Raw genomic sequence first — 22,721 nt, 5'->3', positions numbered from 1 at the left:
TGCTGGCACCTTGCCTTCGCTTCGGTGGAAAGCTCGGGTGCTGATATCTGCTTCCGTGGGAGTACGGAAGCGCCAGGGGTGGCGTAATAAGGGGCTGTCACGCGTCATCAAGCGCGGCAGCGAAAGGGGGGTTCGTTGGCTTTCGCAAAGGCGCACTCGAAGTTTGTCCGCCTCCGATGCGGTCGCGCATCCGCCGTCGCGGCGGTCGCGCTGCTTTCGTTCGCGAGTGCCGCCCAGGCGCAGCAGGCCAGCGTCCCGCCGACGCGCGAGGAACTCGGCATCGACGGCGCCTTGCGCGAGCAGCGGCGCGGTCCGCAACTCACCGTCGACAGTGAGATCGAGCGCGGCCCCTGCCCGCTCGCCGATCCCTCGTTCGCCGATACCATGGTCACCTTCGACCGCGTCGAGTTCAGCGGGCTCGCGGTCGTTCCGCCCGAACGGCTCGCCTCGAGCTGGCAGGAATTCGCCGGACGCGAGGTGCCGGTCTCGACACTGTGCGAAGTGCGTGACCGCGCCGCGACGATGCTGCGCGAGATGGGCTACCTCGCCGCCGTCCAGATCCCGCCGCAGCGGATCGAGAAGGCGGGCACGGTGCAGCTCGACGTGCTCATCGCCAGGCTCGTCGAGGTCCAGGCGCGCGGCGACGTCGGCCCCAGCGCAAAGCTGATCGAGCGCCACCTCGCCAAGCTCACCAAGGAACAGTATTTCAACGCCGACCAGGCCGAGCGGCACTTGCTGCTGCTTTCCGACCTGCCCGGCTACGCCGTGCGGCTGACGCTGCGTCCCGCCAAGGGCGGGGCGCGCGGCGACGTGATCGGCGACGTCCTCGTCGAACGCACGCCGATCCAGGCGGCCGTCGGCATCCGCAACTATGGCTCGAAGTCCGTGGGACGCGAGAACCTTTCGGCCCAGCTCGTGTTCAACGACCTCATCGGCATGGGCGACCGCACCGTCCTCGCCGGATTCGCGACGCTCGACTTCGACGAGCAGGTCGTCGTCCAGGCGGCGCACGACCTGGCGCTCAACGCCGACGGCCTGCGCCTTGGCGCCAATATCCTCTACGGTGAGAGCGAGCCATCGGCGGGAGGCGGCAATTTCAGCTCCAAGACGCTCGTCGGCGGCATCGGCCTGACTTACCCGCTGCTCCGCTCGCGCAAGGCGAGCGTGATGGTCGGCGGCGGGCTCGATATCGTGGACCAGTCGGTCGACTTCGGATCGACGCGGATCACCGAGGACAAGCTGCGCGTGTTCTACGCCCGGATCGAGGGCGAGACGATGGATGCCGACAGCATCATCGGCCGCGGCGGTTATTCGTTCCTCGAACCCAAGTGGTCGCTGCGCGGCGCGCTCGAACTGCGGCAGGGGATTTCGGGCCTGGGCGCGAGCGACGACTGCTCGCCGATTACCGACTGCATCGCGCCCAACGTGCCGATCAGCCGCGTCCTCGCCGATCCTTCGGCTTTCGTCGTGCGTTTCGAGGGGCTGGCGCAGTATCGCCCGACGCCCGAGATCGCGCTCTCGGTCGAGCCGCGCATCCAGTATTCGCCCGACGCGCTGCTCGGCTTCGAGCAGTACAGCGTCAGCAACTACACCGTCGGGCGCGGCTATGATCCGGGGCGCGTGCTGGGCGACAGCGGCCTCGGCGCCTCGTTCGAAGTGAGCTATGGCAAGCTCGTGCCGCGCGGCGTCGATGCCTTCACCATCCAGCCGTTCGCCTTCTTCGACGCCGCCTGGGTCTGGACCAACCGCGACGGCGGCGCCTTCGACGATCCGGAGAGCGTGCAATCGGTCGGCGGCGGGGTGCGGGGCCGTTGGGGCAATCACATCCAGGCCAGCCTGACCGTCGCGGCGCCCCTGACGAAGGCACCGTTCGAGACCGAGCGCGGCGACGTGCGGGTGCTGTTCAATCTGCGAGCGCTGCTGGCGCCATGGGATCGCTGACGATGAAATCGCAAAGCCTGCGCCGCCGCAAGTTCCATCCGAGCCGCTCGCGCATCCTGGGCGGGACCAGCACGCTCGCGCTGGTGCTGAGCCTCACGGTCGCGCCTTCGGCGGCGCGCGCGCAATCGTTTCAGGGCTCGCACGAAGTTCAGGTCGGTACGGCCGACTTCTTCGACGGATCGGGCACCACCACCGTCGAGGTGACCTCGGACGAAGTCGTGATCGACTGGACGCCGGGTCCGACGCCCGCTCCGACTCCCACGCCCACCGTCTGGGACTTCCAGCCCACCGGAACGACCGCCAACTTCAACACCGGCAGCGGCTTTTCGGGCCGCTTCGTCGTCCTCAACCGCATCCTGCCCGACGTCAACGGCCAGTCGATCAGCATGGACGGCACCGTCAATTCGTCGCTCGGCGAGATCTGGTTCTATTCGCCCAACGGCATCGTCATCGGCCCGAACGCCGATTTCAACGTCGCGGGCCTCGTGCTCACCACGCTCGACGTCGACTATGCGAGCTACGCCGCGGGCGACTTCCTCGCCGGGCGCTTCTCGGTCACCGGACCGGCGAATTCGGATTCGCGCGTCGAGATCCAGAGTGGCGACGGCGCCGCCTCGCTGATCAGTTCCTCCTATCTCGCGATCGTCTCGCCGCGCATCGTTCAGGCGGGCGACGTCAGCGCCGATGGTCCGATTGCCTATGTCGCGGCCGAGCAGGCCGAACTGACGATCAACACCGGGCTGATCGACATCAACGTCACCGTCGGCACCGACGATCCCGACGCCGAGGACGGCGGCCACGGCATCATCCATACCGGAACCACGACCGGCTCGGCGAGCACGTCCTCGCAGGACGTCAAGCAGATCCGCATGGTCGCGATCCCCAAGAACGACGCGCTGACCATGCTGCTGTCGGGCACGATCGGCTACGAGCCGGCGGCGATCGCCAGCGACGACGGCAGCGCGATCATCCTCTCGTCAGGCGCGGGCGCCGAAGCGAACAGCGTCTACGACTTCACCGACCTGCCCACCGACAGCCTGGGCAGCATGACGATCGGCCCCGGCGTCTTCCAGAACCGGGTCGATGCCTTCGCGACCGACACGATCAGCGTCGTTCCCGGCGTCAACCGCTCGGTGACCTTCGAGGGCCGCGTCACGCTCGACGCCGACAGGCTGACCGAGATCATCGCCGATGGCGACGCCGAGATCGCCTTCCAGTCGACGGGGACGTCGCTGTTCATCGATGCGACGGGTTCACCCAATGGCGCGGACGTCAACATCGAGACGCGGTCGGGCGCCTCGATCGTCTTCGCCGACCAGCTCACGGTCTATGCCGACGGCAGTTCGGATGATCCCGGCACCCCTGCGCAGGGCGGAAACATCACGATCCTGGCCGACAGCGGCCTGATTTCGGCGTTCGACATCACGCTCGATGCCTACGGAAACGGCGCCAACGACACCAGCCAGGGCGGCGATGCGCGCGGCGGCACGATCGATGTCGCGGTTGACAACGGCGGCACGATCGAAGCCAGTTACCTTTCGCTCGCAACCCCCGGCTTCGGCGGTTACGCGTTCGTCGGCGAGGGACCGGAAACGGGCGTCGGCGGAAGCGGCACCGGCGGCACGGTGAGCGTGCGGACCATCGAGGGCTCGATCGACGTATCGAGCGTTTTCATCAGTGCCAATGGCTTCGGCGGTTTCGGTGGAGCGCAAGGCGGTTCGGCCCAGGGTGGCAATGCCTCGGTCGAGGTGTCCGGCGGCGCGGACCAGACCTGGGACTTCCTCGACATCAATGCCAATGCCGAAGCGGGCTCCTCGGTCAATGGATCGTTGGGCGGCGATGCCCAGGGCGGAACGGCATCGCTGACGGTCACCGGCGCCTCGACACTCGACGTCACCTTCGGCGTGGACCTTAGCGCGGGCGCCTTTTCCGAGAACTTCGGCCAGCCCAATGCCGTCGACGGCGGCAGCGCCTCGGTCACCGTCGGCCCCGGTTCGACGCTGACCATCGGCGATGCGCTGACCGTGGGCGCGTCCGCGCGCGTCTCGGGCGGCGAGGGCTCACCCGATCCCGCGGACTCCTCGCCCAATCTCACCGGCGGCAGCGCCAGCCTCGCCGTCGCCGGGGGCAGCGTTACCGCGGCCAGCGTGACGATCTCGGGCAGCGCGCGAGGCTCGGGGGCGCTGACCTCGGCCGGCACCGTGCAAGGCGGCACGGCCAGCGTGACGGTTTCCGACGGCGGCAGCCTCGCGACCACCGGACAATCGCAAGTGGGTGCCCTGACGCTCACGCCCACGCCGACCTCGGGCGCCGGAAACCTGATCATCGATGCGCGCGCGTTCGGCGCGCGCGGCGGCTCGACTCCCGCCGACGTGATCGGCGGCACCGCGAACCTCGTAGTGAGCGGCTCGGCGCTGAACATCGTCGATTCGATCGTCGTCACCGCCGATGCGGGCGAGACCGATTTCTCCTTCGCACCACCCCCGCCGGACGGCGTCGGCTTCAATGCGACAGGTGGCGAGGCGACCTTCGACACCTACGCGGGCGTGAGCGAGACCCGAGTCACCGCCGACAACCTCTTCGTCTTTGCCCGCGGCAATGCCTCGGCGGAGTACGACGGCACCGCCGGCGGCATCGGCCAGGGCGGCACCGCAACCGCGCAACTGCGCAGCGGAACCGTCTTGATCGGCGAGCTGGTGGCGGTCGAAGCGCAAGGCGTCGGCGGGGATACCGTGCTGCCAACCCCGACACCAACGCCAACGCCAACGCCGACCCCCACTCCAACTCCAACTCCAACACCGACACCGACACCGACCCCCACTCCAACTCCGACACCGACACCGACACCAACGCCCACTCCGACACCAACGCCCACGCCTGCCGTCGCCGGCGGGCTCGGAGAGGGTGGTGCGGCCCGCCTCGTCGTAGAGGACGGCCTGTTCGAGGTGCTCGAGGCCAACATCGATGCCAGCGGCCAGGGCGGACTTTCCGAAATCGGCGATTCGGGCGCGGGTATCGGCGGAACCGCGGCATTCGTCTCCAACGGCGGCACCACCAACGTCCTCGGCAACGGCGATGACACCTTCGGACTGATCGCGGTCCGCGCCACCGGCGAGAGCCTCGATGCCGACGCCGGCGATGCCGGCACGGCCCAGGGCGGCACCGCGTCGTTCTCGGGGACCGGCGGAGACGTCTCGACCGACGGCATCCGCATCGACGCCACCGCGACCGGCGGCAGCGCGACCAGCGGTGGTGCGGGCGGCACCGCCACCGGAGGCACCGCCTCGCTCACCGCGACCTCGGCGCTCGCCGTAAGGGTCTTCGGCACAGTGCTGGTCGATGCCGACGCACTCTACGGCTCGGGCGCTGCCTTCAATCCCGCGACCAACCAGGCAGGCAGCGCCACCGTCAGCGCGGCGGGCGGCTCGATCGAGACCGACTTCGACATCGGACTCAGCGCCGAGGCCCAACGCGCACCCACCATCGTCGAGGGCTTCACCGGCGCCAATGCGACCGGCGGTGTCGTCACCGTGAGCGCGATCGACGGCGGCGAGATCATTGCCGGCGGCGATCTCGCGGCCAGCGCCCGTGCTGAAGGCGGCGACCGCTTCGGCGGCAGCGGCGGCGCGGGGTCCGGACAAGGCGGCTCCGCGCGCGTCGAAGCCGCGAACGGCGGCACGATAACCGCAGGCGGCTCCGAGATCGGGCTGTACATCGACGTTTCGGGCCGGGGCGGCGAGAGCTACGCGGCCGCCGAGCCCGGCGGCGACGGCACCGGCGGCGACATCACGCTCGACGTCGACGGCGGTTCGATCGATTCCTCGCTGGGCATCGGCTTCTACGCGGCGGGGCGTGGCGGCTCGAACATTTCGGATGGCGCCGGCGGCAACGGCGGCGACGGACTCGGCGGCACGTTCGACGGCGAGGTGAGCGGCGGCGGCTCGGTGACGACTTCGGGCGGCTTCAACTTCGACGGCAGCGGCATCGGCGGCTTCGGCGATACGCTTGGGGGCACCGGCACCGGCGGCGGGCCGAGCACTTTTGCGATCGGCACCAGCGGCGAGATGACCGTGAGCGGCGGCTTCTCGCTCATCGTCGCGGGCGTCGGCGGCGACACCAACGAGGGCACGGCGGGCGACGGCACCGGCGGCGCGATCACCGCGACGGCGGGCCCAGGCACGCTGACCGTGGGAACCGACCTCACGGTGAACGCCGACGGCACCGGCGGCGAGGCCTTCGATGCCGGCACGATGGGCAATGCCGAGGGCGGGACGGCCGCGTTCGACGTGACCGGCGCCACCGTCGCGGTCTCGGGCGATGTCTCGGTGACGGCAGATGCGTTCACCGATTTCGATCCGCAACCCGGTACCACCGGCGGCGACGCGGCGGGCGGCACCGCGCGGCTCAGCGCATCGGCGGGCAGCTTCACCGCGACCGGGGGCAGCACGGCGATCTCCGCCAGGGGAGTCGCGGGCTACGGCAGCGGCGCGGACACCACCGGCGGCAATGCGATCGGCGGAACCGCGACGCTTCGGTCGACCGGCGGCACGATCACGCTGGACGACGCCACTGTCGATGCCACGGCCGAGTTCGCGTCCAGCCCGGCAGCGGTGGACCCGGCAGAAGGCGGAACCGCGCAAGTCATCGCCGATGGCGGCACGATTCGCGTCGCCTCGCTGGTCGTGACCGCGCCGGCCACGCAGAACACCGACACGCCCACACCAACGCCGACGCCGACGCCGACACCTACCCCCAGCCCTGCGCTCACGCGCGACGCGCAAGGCGGCACCGTGCTGGTGACGGCGCGCAATTCAGGCCTCCTGGAAGTGAGCGGGACGCTCGACACCGATTCGGGGGCCGAGACGGGTCTCTTCGGCTCCAGCTTCGGGTCGGGGACCGGCGGATCGAGCGAGATCATCGCCGGAACGGGCGGCACCATCAGCGTCGTCGGTATTGCGACCATGCAGGCCAACGGGCGCGGCGGACGCGACGGCGACGGCACCGGGGGCTCGGTCCTCCTGGCGGAAAACGGCGGCACGCTCACCTTCGGCAGCGATGTGCGACTCGAGGCGCTCGGTTTCGGCGGCAACAGCAATGTGTCGGGCGGGGCCGGCTCGGGCTCGGGCGGCGACATCGGCATCGAACTCGGCGGCGGGCAGAACACCATCGGCGGCGACCTCGTGCTCGATGCGAGCGGCTTCGGCGGCATCGACGCGCTGAGCAATACGGGCGCCTCGCAGGCCGGGCTCATCGAGATCACAGGTTCGGCGACGAACACCGACAGCTTCCTGCAAGTCGGCGGCAGCCTCTTCGCATCGGCCAACGGCCGAAACGCGCGCGCGGACGGCATCGGCATCGCGGTATCGCTAGACAACATCGTCTTGCAGGTTCTGGGCAACTCCTCGCTCGATGCGACGGGCGACATCCTCCTGGACTTCGCGAATGCCGCGAACTTCACCACGAGCGGCACGCTCAGCGTGGTCAGCGAAAGCCTCGTGTCCGGGACGGGCCAGACCACCGCCGGCAGCAACGTCACGATCACCGCGCCGGACGGCATCGACCTCGAACGCCTCGCCTCAGGCGGCACGACCCTGCTCACCGCGACCGACGGCCCGATCGCGGTGAGCGTCGACCTGCGATCGGCCGGACAAGTCACCGCGACCGGCACCGACATCGAGCTCATTTCGCTGGCCGGGCTCGACATCGCCGAGGCCAACGCGACCGACGGGGACGTGTTCATCCGGACGGTCGACGACCTCGTCGTCGATGTCGTCGATCCGCCCGCGCGGGTCGATCTGATCAGCACGGACGGTTCGGTCACGATCAACACGCTGGTCGAAGGCGGCAGCGTATTCGTCTCGGCCGAGACCGACATAGATATCTCCGGCGAAGTGATCGCCAGCGAGCAGGCGAACTTCGACGCGGGCGAAACCTTCTTCCTGTCGGGCGACGCGGCGACGGTCGATTCGCCGGTCATCCGCGTGTTCTCGAGCGACATCGTACTCGATTCGGGATCGCGGCTGGGCGTGCGCCGCACGTCCGGGCAGTCGACCAGCTCGATCGAGCTGACCAACGTCAATATCGACAATCCGACCTACATCGGCGGCACCGCGGGGTCCGATCCGGCCTACAGCCTCGATCAGGACGAGTTCGGCCGTCTCGCGGCGGACGATTCGATCGCGATCTCCGCGGCCGGGGACTCGCCACTCACGGTGATCGTGCGCGACCTGTCATTCTTTTACGGCGACACCGGCCCGATCGGCAGCGACGGCACGGTTTCGATCGACACGCTCGGGCTCCTCCAAGTGGTCGGCGCGGTAGACCTCACCGCAGGCGGGCCGCTTTCGACTCTCGCCCTCAACGCGCAGCGCATCGAGGTCGTGATCGATCAGAACGGTCTCATCCGGCTGCTCGGCGACGATGTGCCGTCGGGCCGGCTTACCCTGTCGGCCGACGAGATCTTCGCGGCGACCTCCGCGGTGATCGACGATATCGATTCGGCAACGACCACCGGCCAGATCACCGCGCTGCTCGACCAGCCGACCAGCCAGGGCGCGGTGCTCACGGCGGGCGCGATCACGGCCACCGCCGATACCGGGTTCTACGTGCAGAACACCGGCGTGAGCACGCAATACGCCGATCGCGAGGGCATCCTGTCCGACACGCTCGACATCGACACCAACGGCACGACGACGATCATCGCGATCAACGGCGTGGTGAACGACGCGGCCGGGCTCGCGACCGAGCCCTTCGTGGTGATCAACGGCACCCCAGCGCCAACCGCCACCGGCTTCGACGATGAGTCGACGATCAACGGCTGCATCATCGGCCTGGCATCCGTGGGCTGCGTCGCTCCGACGCCGACACCAACGCCGACGCCAACTCCGACACCGACGCCAACGCCGACGCCAACGCCAACGCCAACACCGACGCCAACGCCAACACCGACGCCGACACCGACGCCGACGCCAACGCCAACACCGACGCCGACACCGACGCCAACACCGACGCCGACACCGACGCCAACGCCGACGCCAACGCCAACGCCGACACCGACGCCGACACCGACGCCAACGCCAACACCGACACCGACGCCGACACCGACGCCAACGCCAACGCCGACACCGACGCCAACACCAACGCCGACACCGACGCCAACACCAACGCCGACACCGACACCGACGCCGACACCGACGCCGACACCGACGCCAACGCCAACGGAACCGCCGATCGTGCCGGATCTGCCGCGCGATGCCGAACTCGGCGAACTCGAGGAGTTCGAAGCTCCGGTGGACACTCAGGAATTGATCGAAAGCGACACGGTCTTGATCGAATTTGAAGAAAGTCCGCCCGATTCACTTCTTCCTCTTGTTGACGAACCCGTGACCGGGGTAGGTAACGACGACTTGTGGGAGGAGAATTGCGGCGAAGACGATTCGGATCGCTGCGAACAAGGGGGATCATGACTGTGGCGCATACGGGGGCGTTGCGTTGGTCGTTCAGGCCATTTCTTAGGGCTTTTCAAACAATTTGCCTTGTGCTTCTGGCCTGCGGAAGTGTCTGGAGTGTCGCTCGGGCCGCGGGGACCTACGAAGGGGTCGCCAGTTGCGCCGGCTCGACTTGCCATGGCCGCAACGAGGGCGACGGCAAGGTCGTGCGCCAGGACGAACTGCGAATCTGGCAGGAGCCCTCGAGCAAGACCGGCGCGCACAGCCGCGCGTCCGCCGTGCTCTCCACCCCACGCGGCGAACGGATCGCCTCCGCGCTCGGCCTGGGCAAGGCCGGCAGCGCGACCGCCTGCCTCGGTTGCCACGCCACCAATGCACCCGCCTCGGCGCGCGGCGCGCGCTACCAGATCTCCGACGGCGTTTCCTGCGAGGGTTGCCACGGCGCGGCGTCGGGCTGGCTCTCCAGCCACTATGCGCTTCCCGCCACGCATGCGTCCAACGTCGCGGCGGGCCTGGTTCCGCTCGAACGCCCCAAGGTGCGCGCGCAAGTCTGCCTCGACTGCCACTTCGGCTCGAGCGACACGGGCCAGTTCGTGACGCACGCGATGATGGCGGCGGGCCATCCGCGCGTGTCGTTCGAACTCGATCTCTTCTCCTCGCTCCAGCAGCACTACAATCTCGACGCCGACTACACCCGCCGCAAGGGTCGGGTGGACAGCGTGCAGATGTGGGCGGTGGGCCAGGCCGAGGCGGTACGCCGGCAGGCGACGCTCTACGCCGACCCCAAGCTGGGCACCGAGGGCGCCTTCCCGCAGTTCTATTTCTTCGATTGCCATAGCTGCCATCGCGGCATCAGCGACAAGCCCGACGCCAGGCGGACCTTCGAGACCAATCCGGCGCGGCCGATCCCCTTCGGCAATCCGCCCTACAACGACGAGAACATCATCATGCTCTCGGCGGTGGCGAAAGTGCTCGCGCCGGGCCAGGGCGCCAGCTTCGATGCCGCCGCGCGTGCCTTCCACGCGGCGATGGGCAAGGGACGCGGCGAGGCGGCTGCGGCGGCGCAGAAGCTCGCTTCGGCCGCCGGCGCGCTGTCCGACACGCTTTCCGCCCGGGGCTATTCGGGCGGGACGGCATTCCAGGTGATCTCGGCGATCGCCAGCCAGACCACGACCGCGCGCTTCACCGACTATACCGGCTCGGCCCAGGCGGTCATGGCGGTGGACACGCTGCTCAACGCGCTGGTGCGCGAGGGGCGCGTCACCGTCGGCGCCGCCGCGGGCATCCGCGCGAACATCAATCGCGCCTATGCCGCGGTGAGTACGCCCGAAGGCTACAACCCCTCGGCGTTCCGCTCCGCGCTCGGCCAGGCGACGGGCGCGATCGGGAGGCTGCGCTGATGGCGATGCGCCGGGCGACAGCCCTGATCAGCGGCCTTGCGCTGCTGCTGGCCGCGTGCGGCGGCGGGGACGGCGATTCCTCGCCGGCCCCAACCCCGACCCCGACGCCCACGGTTCCGCCGCCGCCCTCGGGCTCGGTCTTCCAGGTCCCGGCGCAAGTCGGGCTCACGGTCGCCGATATCGAGAAGATCATCGCGCAAGGCGTCGCCGAGGCGCAGGCGCAGAACTTCAAGGCGGGCATCGTCGTGATCGACCGCGTCGGTAACGTTCTCGCAGTCTTCGTGATGAACGGCACCGACCTGACGCTGAAGACGCCGCTCGCGCCCGATGGCTCGAAGACCGACCTGCAGGGCCTCGACCTGCCGGCGCCGGCGGCGCTCGCGGGCGGTATCTCGAAGGCGCTGACTTCGTCCTACTTCTCGTCGGTCGGCGGCGCCTTCTCCAGCCGCACCGCCAACGACATCGTCCAGGAAGTCTTCCCGCCCTCGGCGACGACGCAGGGCCTCGAAAGCGGCGCGCTGTTCTCGGTGCAGCTCTCGCAGCTTCCCTGTTCGGACGTGTCGAACCGCTTCCTCGGGGTCGGCGTCCCGGGCAACCTCGCCGGAACCAAGCGCGGCCCGCTGGGCGTCGGGGCCGACGCGGGCGCCTTCCCGCTCTACAAGCAGGGCGCGGTGGTCGGCTCGGTCGCGGTCGTGGGCGACGGCGTCTACGGTTTCGATACCGAGTATCGCGACACCGACGCGGACCTGCGCGAGGAAACCGTCGCGCTCGCGGCGACCACCGGCTTCGAGCCCGCGCCCGAGATCAAGGCGCCGCGTATCTCGATCGACGGCACCCTGCTGCGCTTTTCCGACGCCACACCGAGCGACTTCCTGAGCAATCCGGCAAGCGCGCCGAGCTTCGCCTCGATCAACGGATCGGTGGGCGGTCTCGTCTCGGTGCGCGGCTACTACGACGCGACGGCGGGCATCGTGGCCGGCGCGGTCTACGGCACCGAGGAATCGGGCGTGCGTCCGGCCAAGCCCTCGGACGGGTACGACGATCCCGATATCTGGGTGGTCAGCGACGGCACCGGCAACACGCGCTACCTGCCCAAGGCCGGGACCGACGCCGCCAACGTCTCGCAGCCGCTCACCGCCAACGAAGTGCGCACGATGCTGATCGAGGCGTTCGACGTGCAGCGCCGCGCCCGCGCGCAAGTGCGCCGCCCGGTCGACAACCGCGCGCAGAACACGATCGTCGTGGTCGATACCAACGGCGAGATCCTCGGCCTGGTGCGCGGCCCCGACGCGCTGGTCGACGCGATCGACGCGGTGCCGCAGAAGGCGCGGACGATGGCCTTCTTCTCGAGCCGGTTCGCCGCGAGTGACCTCCAGGCCTCGGCCGATCCCGCGGTCCCGCCCTTCGTCGCCGCGTTCCGCGCCTTCCTCAACGATTCGTCCGCGCTGACCGGTGGCACCGCCTTCTCGGTCAAGGCGATCGGCAACCTCGCGCGGCCCAACTTCCCCGACGGCGAGCGCGGCAATCCGCCTGGCCCGCTGTCGGTGCCGGAAGACAAGTTCAGCATCTTCAACACCGGGCTGCAGTCACGGCTGGTGACGCCCGACATCATCGAGCACGTGCTCTACGTGCTGGGCGTCAATGCCAACGACGTGCCCAAGGTCTGCTCCGACCTGCCGATCGTCCCGGCGACCGGCCGCAACCGGATCAACAACGGCATCACGCTGTTCGCCGGCGGAACGCCGATCTATCGCGGAAACGAACTGGTCGGCGCGATCGGATCGTCGGGCGACGGGGACGACCAGAGCGACATGATCGCGTTTCTCGGCCTGTTCAACGCCAGCGAGAAGCTGGGTGGATCGGTCAACGTCCCGCCGCTCGCGATCCGCTCCGACAAGATCGTGATCCCGGCCGGGAGCGGAAGCCAGCAATTGACCTTCATCGCTTGTCCCTTCGCGCCCTTCATCGGCACGTCGGAACAGAACGTGTGTCAGGGCAAGTAATGGCGTACTGGCCTCTCGCTCTCCCGCTTCTCTTCGCCCAGCCGGCGTCGGATGCCGCCGGCATGGCCGAAGCGCCGTCCGCCGACGCGCCCCCCGCTCAGCAGCAGGACGGCGAAGAGGCAGAGGCGCAAACCGAAGCCGACGCCTCGGCCGATCCTGAAAACATCATCGGACGCCCCGGCACGCCGGAAGCGCCCGAGGATATCGAGGACGAACTGCTCGACGGCCGCCGCCGCCCGGGCGCGCAGCCGGACCTTCCCGACCAGGTCACGCAGGACAATCCCGGCGCGGTGCGCGCCCCGCCGCCCGAAGCCTTCCCGGCCGAGAAAGTCTCCATCCCCGACCGTTGGCGCCTGATCCAGACGCTAGGCCTGGTGAAGGAGAACTTCTTCGATCCCTATCACCAGAACACCTACAAGGGCGATCGCCCGATCAATCCGGCCAAGGTTCCCTGGCTGCCGATCAAGGGCGACGACTGGTTCTTCTCGCTGAACGCGGTCTCCGACACGGTGATCGAGCCGCGCAGCATTCCGCTGCCGGTCGGCATCCAGTATCCGGCACGGCCCGGCAGCAACGACGTCTTCGGGCGGCCGACCAGCCTGATCGCCTCGCAGACCTTTCTCGTCGGCGCCGCGCTGATCAAGGGCAACACCGCCTACAAGCCGCCCGACGTCGAGTGGCGCCTCGCGCTCGCCTATAACATGAACTACGTCGAGGTGCCCGAAAAGCGCATCCTCTACGTCGAGCCGACCAAGGGCCGCACCCGCTTCGACCAGTTCCTGGGCGTGCAGGAAGCCTTTCTCGACTACCACGTGCGCAACACCTCCGACCGCTACGACTTCGAATCGCTGCGCGTCGGCATCCAGCCGTTCCAGGCGGACTTCCGCGGCTTCCTGTTCCAGGACAACCAGCTTTCGTTCCGCTTTTTCGGAAATCGCGACAACAACCGCTTCGCCTACAATCTGGTCCTGCTCTGGCGGCTCGAGAAAGACACCAACAGCGGCCTCAACGACATCACCAACGCGCCGCGCGACGACTGGACCTTCATCGCCAACCTCTACCGCCAGGACTTCCCGTTAGTCGGCCTGACCAGCGAGGTCATCGCGGCGGTGAACATCAACCGCGAAGCCGACGACATCAAGATCGACGACAACGGCTTCCCCGTCCGCCCGGCGCTGATCGGCAACCTCGAGGGCCGCGACTACGACGTCGCCTATCTCGGCTACGGCGTCGACGGCCGGCTCGACCGGCTCAACCTGACCGCCTTCGGCTATCTCGCGCTCGGCAAGGACAAGAACAACGTCTTCACCGGCAAGCCCGCCGACATCCGCGCCTGGTTCGGCGCGGCCGAACTGAGCTACGATCGCAACTGGATGCGCTTCCGCCTCTCCGCGCTTTACGCCAGCGGCGACGACGACCCGTTCGACAACACCGAGAAGGGTTTCGACGCGATCTTCGAAAACCCGATCTTCGCGGGCGCCGATACCAGCTACTGGATCCGTCAGCCGGTGCCCTTCATCGGCGGTGGCCGCGCGATCAGCATCAACAGCCGCAACGGCATCCTCAACAACCTGCGCTCCTCCAAGGAGCAGGGCCAGTCGAACTTCAACAACCCGGGCACGATCCTGCTGGGCGCGGGGGCGGACTTCGACCTGACCCCCGAACTGCGCGTCTCGACCAATGCCAACCACTTGTGGTTCGACAACACCAAGGTCCTGCAGACGCTGCGCAGCGAGGGCACGATCCCCAAGGACATCGGCTGGGACATCTCCACCGCGGCGACCTGGCGGCCCAAGGCAAACCAGAACATCGTTCTACGCCTTTCGGGCGCGATGCTCGTGCCCGGTGACGGCTTCAACGACCTGTTCACCAACTTCGACGGAGACGAGAACTATTACTCGATCCTCGGCAACATAGTGTTGACCTACTGATGCGCCCAACGATGCAGATCACCCGGCTTCTTCTCGTTGTCTCAGGCCTGCTTGCCGCGCTGGCCATGCCCGCGAGCAGCCTGCTCGCCTCGGGCGGCGAAAAGCCGGTCGAGCGCGACTACGCGCTGGTCAAGGCGGCCCCCGCGCCCGCGCGCCAGACCCAGGCGCAGGTCGATGCCAAGTCCGCTGGCTGCATCTCGTGCCACACCGCGTCGGATGCACCGAGCATGCATGCGACGCCCGCGGTCATGCTCGGCTGCACCGACTGCCACGGCGGCAATCCGAAAGTCATGGGCAATCCCGATCTGGGCTTCGAGGCGGCGGCCTATGTCGAGGCCCGCGACCGGGCGCACGTGCTGCCCAAGTATCCGGAATCGTGGCACTATCCCGAATCGCGCAATCCGGAACGCTCCTACACGCTGCTCAACAGGGAATCGCCCGAGTACGTGCGCTTCGTCAATCCGGGCGACTATCGCATCGCCCGCGAAGCCTGCGGCGCCTGCCACCTGCCGGTGATCGAGGCGGCCGAGCGCTCGATCATGGCCTCGGGCGCGATGCTGTGGGGCGGCGGCTCGTACAACAACGGGATTCTGCCGTTCAAGAACTACGTCCTGGGCGAGGCCTACACGCGCGAGGGCGAGCCGGCCGTGGTCCAGTCGCCGGGCGAAAAGCCGGGCACGGTCACGCCCGAGCAGGAAGCGCGCGGCGCGATCGCAGCGCTCTATCCGCTGCCGCGCTGGAACGTGGTTCCGCCCGCCGACGTGTTCCGCGTGTTCGAGCGCGGCGGACGCAACATCAACACCCAGTTCGCCGAAGTGGGCCTGCCCAACCCGACCGGCCTGACCCAGCGGCTCGAGGAACCCGGCCGGCCCGACATCCGCCAGTCGAACCGCGGCCCCGGCACGGGCCTGCGCGTCTCGATCCCGGTGCTCAACATCACCAAGACGCGCCTCAACGACCCGTTCACCTGGTTCCTGGGCACGAACGACCAGCCGGGCGACTACCGCAGCTCGGGCTGCTCGGCCTGCCACGTGGTCTACGCCAACAGCCGCGAACCGCGCGAAAGCTCGATCTACGCGCCGCTCGGCCGTGACGGCCAGTCGATCACCAAGGACCCCACGATCGCGCATCTCAAGAAGCGCAAGCACGGTGAGCTCAAGGGCGAGAAGGGCCACGAGGAAGAGGCCCATGGCGACGGCCACGGCGAGGAAGCCTTCTCGCGCAGCGACGAGGACGACCGCGAGTACGGCCACCCGCTGCAGCATGTCTTCACCCGAGCCATTCCGACCGCGCAGTGCATGAACTGCCACATGCACCAGCCCAACGTCTTCGTGAATCCCTACCTGGGCTACACCATGTGGGACTACGAATCCGACGCGCCGCACATGTGGCCCGAGAAGCAGAAGTATCCGACCGCCGAGGAAGTCCACAAGGTGCTCGAGCGCAACCCCGAGGCGGCGTCGCCCAAGGGCAAGTGGGCCGACGTCGACTTCCTGCGCAACGTCTACGACCTCAATCCCAAGCTCAAGGACACGCAGTTCGCCGACTATCACGGCCACGGCTGGAACTTCCGCGCGATCCTGAAGCGCGACCGCGAAGGCAACCTGCTCGACGCGGGCGGCAGCCAGGCGACCTACGGCACCGATACCGACCACATCGTCGCCAACGACGATCCGGAAAAGTGGCGCAAGGGCGACGAGGGCAAGTGGGTCCAGCCCGGCACCAACCCCGGCAAGACGGTCCACATGATGGACATCCACGCCGAGAAGGGCATGCAGTGCGCCGACTGCCACTTCGGTCAGGACGCGCACGGCAACGGGCTGATCTACACCGAGGTCGCGAACGCGGTCGAGATCCGCTGCAACGACTGCCACGGCACTGCCGACGACTATCCGACCTTGATGACCTCGGGTCCGGCCGCGCCGCCCAAGGGCAACAACCTGGCGCTCCTGCGCAACCCCGACGGCTCGCGCCGCTTCGAGTGGAGCACCGACAGCTTCGGGCGCAAGCACCTGATCCAGCGCTCGATCGTCGATCCCGGCCTCAAGTGGGAGGTCAGCCTCGTCAAGAACGCGGTCGATCCCGGCTCGCCCGAGTTCAACGCCAAGGCCGCGCGCGCCAAGCTGATGAGCGCTTCGGGCGCGGTCGACGGCAAGTTCGGCTTCGGCCCCGGCGTCCCGCTCGAGGATCGCGCGCACAAGACCGACGAGATGGCCTGCTTTACCTGCCACCTCTCGTGGACGACGAGCTGCGGCGGCTGCCACCTGCCGATCGAGGCGAACTGGAAAACGACGATGCACCACTACGAGGGTGAGGAAACGCGCAACTTCGCGACCTACAACCCGCAAGTGGCGCGCGACCAGATGTTCCAGCTCGGCAAGCACCAGACAACCAAGGGCAACCAGGTCGCGCCGATCCGCTCGTCCTCGGCGCTGGTGCTCTCCTCCACCAACGTCAACCGCGAGCGCATCTACGTGCAGCAGCCGCCGGTGAGCGCGGCGGGCTATTCGAGCCAGGCCTTCGCGCCGCATTTCCCGCACACCGTGCGCCTCACCGAGACCAAGACCTGCACCGACTGCCACTTGTCCGACAAGGACGACAACAACGCGATCATGGCGCAGACGCTGCTGCTGGGAACCAATTTCGTGAACTTCGTCGGGCTCAACGCCTGGGTCGGGCTCGACAGCGGCATCGAGGCGGTGCGCGTCACCGAGTGGGACGAGCCGCAGGCCGTGATCGGCTCCTACCTCCAGAAGTACGCCTATCCCGATTACTGGCGGATGCACGTCGAGGACAACAAGCGCGAACTCAAGACCTGGGTGCGCGGCAAGACCTTCGACGCGAACCTTTCGGGCGAAACCAAGGCGCTCGAAAATTTCCGCAACGTGGTCCAGTCGACCCGCGGCGAAGTCGGGTGCCTCCAGCTTCGCGGCGAATACGTCTATGTCGCCGAGGGCAAGGGCGGCTTCCACGTCTACGACGCCGCCTCGATCGGCAACAAGTCGTTCTCCGATCCGCTGATCACCGCGCCGTTCTCGCCGCTGGGACAGGACACCCGGGTCAAGACGAAGAACGCGACCTGCATGGCGCTCGCCACCAACCAGCCGGTCTCGGTCAAGCGCAACGACGACATGAAGGCCAACGTCATCAAGGGTGACGACGGCAAGCCGGTCCTCAAGGACGACGGCACCGAACTGACGCTGCTCGACGTCAACCAGGAACAGCGGATGCACGAGATCTACCGCTACGCGGCGATCACCGACAGCAAGGAAGGCCTGATCCTGGTCGATGTCGATACCTTCCAGGACGGCGAGTTCCGCAACAACTTCCTCAAGCGTGCGGTCACCTGGAACGAAAACGGCGTGCTCAAGGGCGCGCGGCACATTACGCTGGCGGGCAACGTGGCCTACGTCACCGCCGACGCGGGCCTCGTGGTCATCGACCTCGAAGTGCCGACCAAGCCCAGGCTCGCGGCGGTCGTGCCGATGGCCGACGCGCGAGCCTCGGCGGTGCAGTTCCGCTACCTCTGGGTCACCGACGGCGAAGGCCTCAAGCTGTTCGACGTCACCAACCTGCGCCGGCCGGTCGCGGTGCCCTCGGGCACGGTGCGGCTCGCCGACGCCCGCAAGGTCTACGTCGCGCGCACTTACGCCTATGTCGCCGCCAAGCAGGAAGGGCTGGTGATCATCAACGTGACCCGGCCCGAGAGCCCGACGATCTACAAGAAGGTCACGCTCGACGGTCAGCTCGACGACGCCGAGGACGTGGTGGTCGCATCGACCAACGCCTCGCTGTTCGCCTACGTCGCCGACGGGCGCAACGGATTGAAGGTGCTCCAGCTCACCTCGCCCGACCTCCAGCCCAACTTCTACGGCTTCTCGCCCGCGCCCAATCCCGAGCTGATCGCCTGGGCGCGCACGCCGTCACCGGCCAAGGCGCTCTCGAAGGGCCTCGACCGCGACCGCGGCGTCGACGAGACCGGCGGCCAGATCGCGATCTTCGGCCGGCTCGGCTCGCGGCCTTTCACCCGGCCCGAGATGGAAAAGCTGTTCCTCAACAGCCGCGGCGTTCCCTACAAGGTCAACGACGAGCCCGACATGACTGCCTGGATCCCGATGCGCCGGCTGGCGAAGGACTGAGCCGGCGCAACCGACCACGCGGCGGGCGGCGTCTGCGAGCTTAGGGACAACCCGGTTCTGGCGCTGCGTGAGGAACGCGCAGGAACTTGCGCCCCTCCCGTCCCGCCGTCGTCACTCCGGCCAACGCTGGGTTCGCTTTCGACAGTCTCCACGCGGCGGCGGGCGACCCTCCGGCAGGAACGCCTAGAGTCGGTTTCATTTAGATTGAAGCGTATCCGGAGTTTCTGAGGTAGTTGGCGCATTCGTGCGGAGGGAAGGCGTCGAGCAGGGTTCCGATGCGGCGCCATGTTGCCTCGGTGGATCGCTCGGCTGCCTTTCGGAGCAGCAGCTTGAGCTTGGCGAAGACCTGTTCGATCGGGTTGAGGTCTGGCGAGTAGGGCGGCAGGAACAAGAGCTTGGCCCCGGCGGAGCGGAGCGCCTTGCGGACGGCCTGGCCCTTGTGGCTGCCCAGATTGTCCATGATGACGACATCGCCGGGTGCGAGCGTCGGTACGAGGCACTGCTCGACCCATGCCGTGAAGCTGAGGCCATTGATCGGTCCGTCGAGGACGCAGGGTGCCTCGATCCGGTCGTGACGTAGCGCTGCAAGGAAGGTCAACGTACGCCATTTGCCGAACGGGGCGCGAGCGACGAGCTTTGTCCCTCGCGGTGCCCAGCCCCGGATCGGCGTCATGTTGGTCTTGGCCCAGGTCTCGTCGATGAAGACAAGGCGCCGGGGATCAAGCCGGCCCTGATACTTCTTCCACTGCTCCCGCCTTCTCGCGATCTTTGGCCGCAGCTGCTCGACGGCGAACAGCGCTTTTTTTGAAGCGCAGCCCTTCCGAGCGCACCAGCCGCCACACCGATACCGTGCTCGTCGCGATCCCCTGCTCCGCCAGCTCGGCCACCAGCGCCTTCAATGTGATGTCCGGCACGGCTCTCACGCGATCAATCACCAGCGCCCGGTGTGGCTCGAGCAGCCGTTTGCGGTGACCACCCATCTGGCGCGATGCCGCCGTGCCCGTTGCCCGCTGGCGCTGCGACCACTTCACCACGCTCGCCACGCTCACCCCGAACAGCGATGCTACCTCTCGGCAACTCCGACCAGACGCCACCGCCGCTGCCGCTCGCTCCCGAAGATCATTCGAATAGGGTCTCGCCATCCATGCTGGCCTCCATCCCCAGCCAGCAGGTTGAATCAGAACTCAACCCCTTTGGGAATCCCCTTTCGATTCAATCAATCAGAAATCGAGTCTAATCCTTCGCGCCGCTGCGCCGCTCGCGGTCGATGAGTTGCACCACCGGCAGGAACTTCTCGTCGTAGTGAGCCAGGATCGTGGCGCCGGTGACGCTCTTGGTATGGGTGATCAGGTGCCTGCCGGTCCAGCGGTGCAGGGCGAAGACGGGCGGTTCGTCGGCGATCATCGGCCGGCCGTCGGGCACCGCGATATCGATCGGGCGCAGATCTAGCGAGGCGAGCGGCGCGGTCGAGGCGCTGACGTTGAGCGCGATGCCGTTCCACACGGTGCTGATCGTGCGGTGCAGGTGCCCCGAGAGGATCGCGACGACCTGTTCGTGCCCCGCGACCGCCGCCGTGAAGCGCCCGATCCAGGCCTCGTCTTCGCCGCTGTCGAGCCAGGCCAGGCCCGATTCGAACGGCGGATGGTGCATGACGATCACCGTCGGCGTTTCGGGATGGGCGGCGAGCTCGCTTTCCAGCCAGCGCGCCCGCACCGGGCAGAAGGCGCCGCCATGCCGCCCTTCCTCGAGCGTGTCGAGCACGAGAATGCGCAGGCCCGGAAAATCGAGCGCGTACTGCACGAAACCGTCCGTGCTCGGCACGACCGGGAAGGCGCGCAGCAGCTCTGTGCGCACATCGTGATTGCCGGTCGCGGGCCAGACGGGAAAGTCGCAGCGCGAGAGAACCTCGCGCAGCAGCGCGTAGCTCTCGCCGTCGCCATATTCGGTCAGGTCGCCGGTGAGCAGCAGCAGATCGGGCTGCTCTGGCCCCGCGGTCAAGCGATCGACCACCGAGCGCAGCCGCCGCAGATTGTGTTCGTCCGGATTGCCCCGGTCAAAGCCGACGTGAATATCCGTGATCTGTGCGATCAGCACATGAGCCTTCCTGTCTCCCGCGCCTTAGCTCGCCTTCGTCGTTTTCTTTTTTATGGTCCTGGCCGTCTTCTTGTTCTCAAGCTGCGACAGCACGCCTTGCCCCGGCGTGTGATAGCCGTGGCACATCGCACAGGTCGAGGGCGTCTTGGGAGCCTTGGCGTCCTCACCCAGGTGGCAAGTGCGGCAGTCCTTGACTCCGGGAAGCAAGAGATCGGTGTTGGCGGTCGAGGCATCGGCAAGGTGACAGGTGGCGCACTTTTCCTGCTTGTGCGGCCCGTGGTCGAACCAGCCGTCGTGGAAATAGCGCGTCTGCAGCGTGACGGGCAACACGCCCGGCTTGCCGTCCTCGAAATCGGGCCGGTGACATTCGCCGCACACGCCGCGCGGCGACAGCGCGGTGCGCCATTGCAGCCCTTGCCAGACCGGCGCGGAGAAGCTGAACTGATAGGGTCCGTCGGCGTAGAGTCCCGGACGGCGCCGCGGATTGGGCAGCGGCCGCGAGATGTCGGCGGAATTGAGTTCGGCGATGATCTTGTCGACGTCGCCGTGGTGCAGCTTGCGGAACTGCCCGCCGACCTCGTCGAACGAGAGGCTGTGGCAGGCCTCGCAATCGCGCTCCATGTCGACCTTGACGAAGCGCACGCCGTCCTTGGTGGCGTGGTGGCAGTCCTTGCACTGCATCCCGTCGGACCCGTAGCCGTGCTCGTCGCCGATGTTTGCCGCCATGCGCGCGACGCCGCCCTTGGGATCGAGGTGCAGCTTGTGCGGGAACGTGAGACCGTTGTCCTCGCGCGGCGTGCTGTCGAGCGAGACCTGCTTGATCGTCTTGGTCTGCGGGTCGGTCACGATCGCCGCGCTGAACTGCGGGTGGACCTTGCCGAAATCAGACGCGTTGCCGAGCGCGGTGCCAGCGAGGTTTGATTTGAGATCGGCGTGGCAATCGGCGCAGAATTGCTGGTTTTCCGCCTGCAGCTCGACCGGCCCCTCGTGCTCGGTGTGGCAGTCCGAACACGAATCCTGCCCTTCCTTGCCGAAGATGCCGCCGACCGAATAGAGAAAGCGCGTGCCCAGCGGCTGCCGCCCGTGCGCGGCGAGGAGCTTGTCGCGATCGGCATGGTCGTGGATCGTCTTGTGGCACGACTTGCAGGTCTCGTCGCGGACCGAGACGAAGGCATCGACGTGGCACGATTCGCAACTGTTCTCGAGCGAATGGTGCGCCAGGCTGAGTTCGCCGGTGCTCCAGGCCTTGTCGCCGATCACCTTCTGCCGTGCCGCGACGTCGCGCGTGGCGTGGCTGATGATCGGAACCGCGAGGAAGGCGAGCAGGATGACGAGCGCGAAGCCCCAGGAAATCCAGCGCTTGCTCGGCAGGACTCCGGCGAGCGAGAAGCCCTGCTTTTCCTCAAGGTCGCCGCCGATGCTCGCGCTTTTGCGAACCGTGAGCAGGACGTCGCCGTCCTCGCGCGCGATCGTGATGCGATAGGTGGCAAAACCCAGCTCGGCGCCGATCTGCGGATCGATCTCGGCATGCAGCGTATCGGTGCCGTCGACGCTGAATCCGAGCGTGCCCAGAGCGCGAATCTCGACGCGCCCGCCTTCGAGCAGCGTGGCGCGCGCATGGCGCGCCTCGAGCGCGAGGTCGGGCAGGTGAATGTCACAGTCGGCCGAGCGGCCGATGATGATCGCGCTGCCGGCAAGGTCGGTGTCGCGGACGATCTCGCGCCCGGTGGCGGTGACGTCGATCGATCTGAGCTTGAACGCCATC

9 protein-coding genes are annotated in these 22,721 nt (G+C 67.7%); 6 read left to right on the top strand and 3 right to left on the bottom strand.

Annotated features, from left to right (window positions below; genetic code table 11):
• Nucleotides 1-135: 135 nt before the first annotated feature.
• From B2G71_RS20920 to B2G71_RS20895, 6 genes are all read left to right on the top strand, one after another.
• Nucleotides 136-1,941, top strand: a complete 1,806-nt coding sequence (locus B2G71_RS20920; RefSeq protein WP_098108606.1) for a ShlB/FhaC/HecB family hemolysin secretion/activation protein — start codon at nt 136-138, stop codon at nt 1,939-1,941.
• Nucleotides 1,942-1,943: 2 nt separating this feature from the next.
• Nucleotides 1,944-9,407 carry a hypothetical protein gene (locus B2G71_RS24770; RefSeq protein ID WP_206049474.1) on the top strand — a complete coding sequence of 2,488 codons (7,464 nt, stop codon included), beginning with the start codon at nt 1,944-1,946 and terminating at the stop codon, nt 9,405-9,407.
• Between the two features lie 71 nt (nt 9,408-9,478).
• On the top strand, nt 9,479-10,789 hold the full coding sequence (locus tag B2G71_RS20910) for a cytochrome c family protein (RefSeq protein ID WP_240530268.1): 1,311 nt from the start codon (nt 9,479-9,481) through the stop codon (nt 10,787-10,789).
• Nucleotides 10,789-12,792: a heme-binding protein gene (locus B2G71_RS20905; protein WP_098108603.1), complete on the top strand. Its 2,004-nt coding sequence runs from the start codon at nt 10,789-10,791 to the stop codon at nt 12,790-12,792. Before B2G71_RS20910 ends, B2G71_RS20905 begins: the two co-directional genes overlap by 1 nt.
• Before the next feature lie 62 nt (nt 12,793-12,854).
• Entirely contained in the window at nt 12,855-14,723 is a 1,869-nt protein-coding gene (locus B2G71_RS20900; protein WP_240530267.1) for an alginate export family protein, read from the top strand.
• Between the two features lie 11 nt (nt 14,724-14,734).
• On the top strand, nt 14,735-18,862 hold the full coding sequence (locus B2G71_RS20895; protein ID WP_098108601.1) for a multiheme c-type cytochrome: 4,128 nt from the start codon (nt 14,735-14,737) through the stop codon (nt 18,860-18,862).
• A gap of 199 nt (nt 18,863-19,061) precedes the next feature.
• Here B2G71_RS20895 and B2G71_RS20890 read toward each other — a convergent pair.
• The 3 genes from B2G71_RS20890 to B2G71_RS20880 form a co-directional block, all read right to left on the bottom strand.
• A protein-coding gene (locus B2G71_RS20890; protein ID WP_098108600.1) for an IS630 family transposase occupies nt 19,062-20,004 on the bottom strand; the annotation gives its coding sequence in 2 pieces (ribosomal slippage) (nt 19,062-19,658 and nt 19,660-20,004; 942 coding nt in all).
• Between the two features lie 91 nt (nt 20,005-20,095).
• Nucleotides 20,096-20,956 (bottom strand): metallophosphoesterase, encoded by an 861-nt coding sequence (locus B2G71_RS20885; protein ID WP_098108599.1) that lies wholly within the window; start codon nt 20,954-20,956, stop codon nt 20,096-20,098.
• A gap of 24 nt (nt 20,957-20,980) precedes the next feature.
• Nucleotides 20,981-22,720, bottom strand: coding sequence for a cytochrome c3 family protein (locus tag B2G71_RS20880; protein WP_098108598.1), 1,740 nt, complete (start codon nt 22,718-22,720; stop codon nt 20,981-20,983).
• Between the last annotated feature and the right edge of the window lies 1 nt (nt 22,721).

The sequence above is a fragment of the Novosphingobium sp. PC22D genome (genome assembly GCF_002556635.1).
In the GTDB taxonomy this organism is placed as follows: domain Bacteria; phylum Pseudomonadota; class Alphaproteobacteria; order Sphingomonadales; family Sphingomonadaceae; genus Novosphingobium.
The sequence above is the reverse complement of the archived record's forward strand: the minus strand, read 5'-3'. Positions and strand labels throughout refer to the sequence as shown.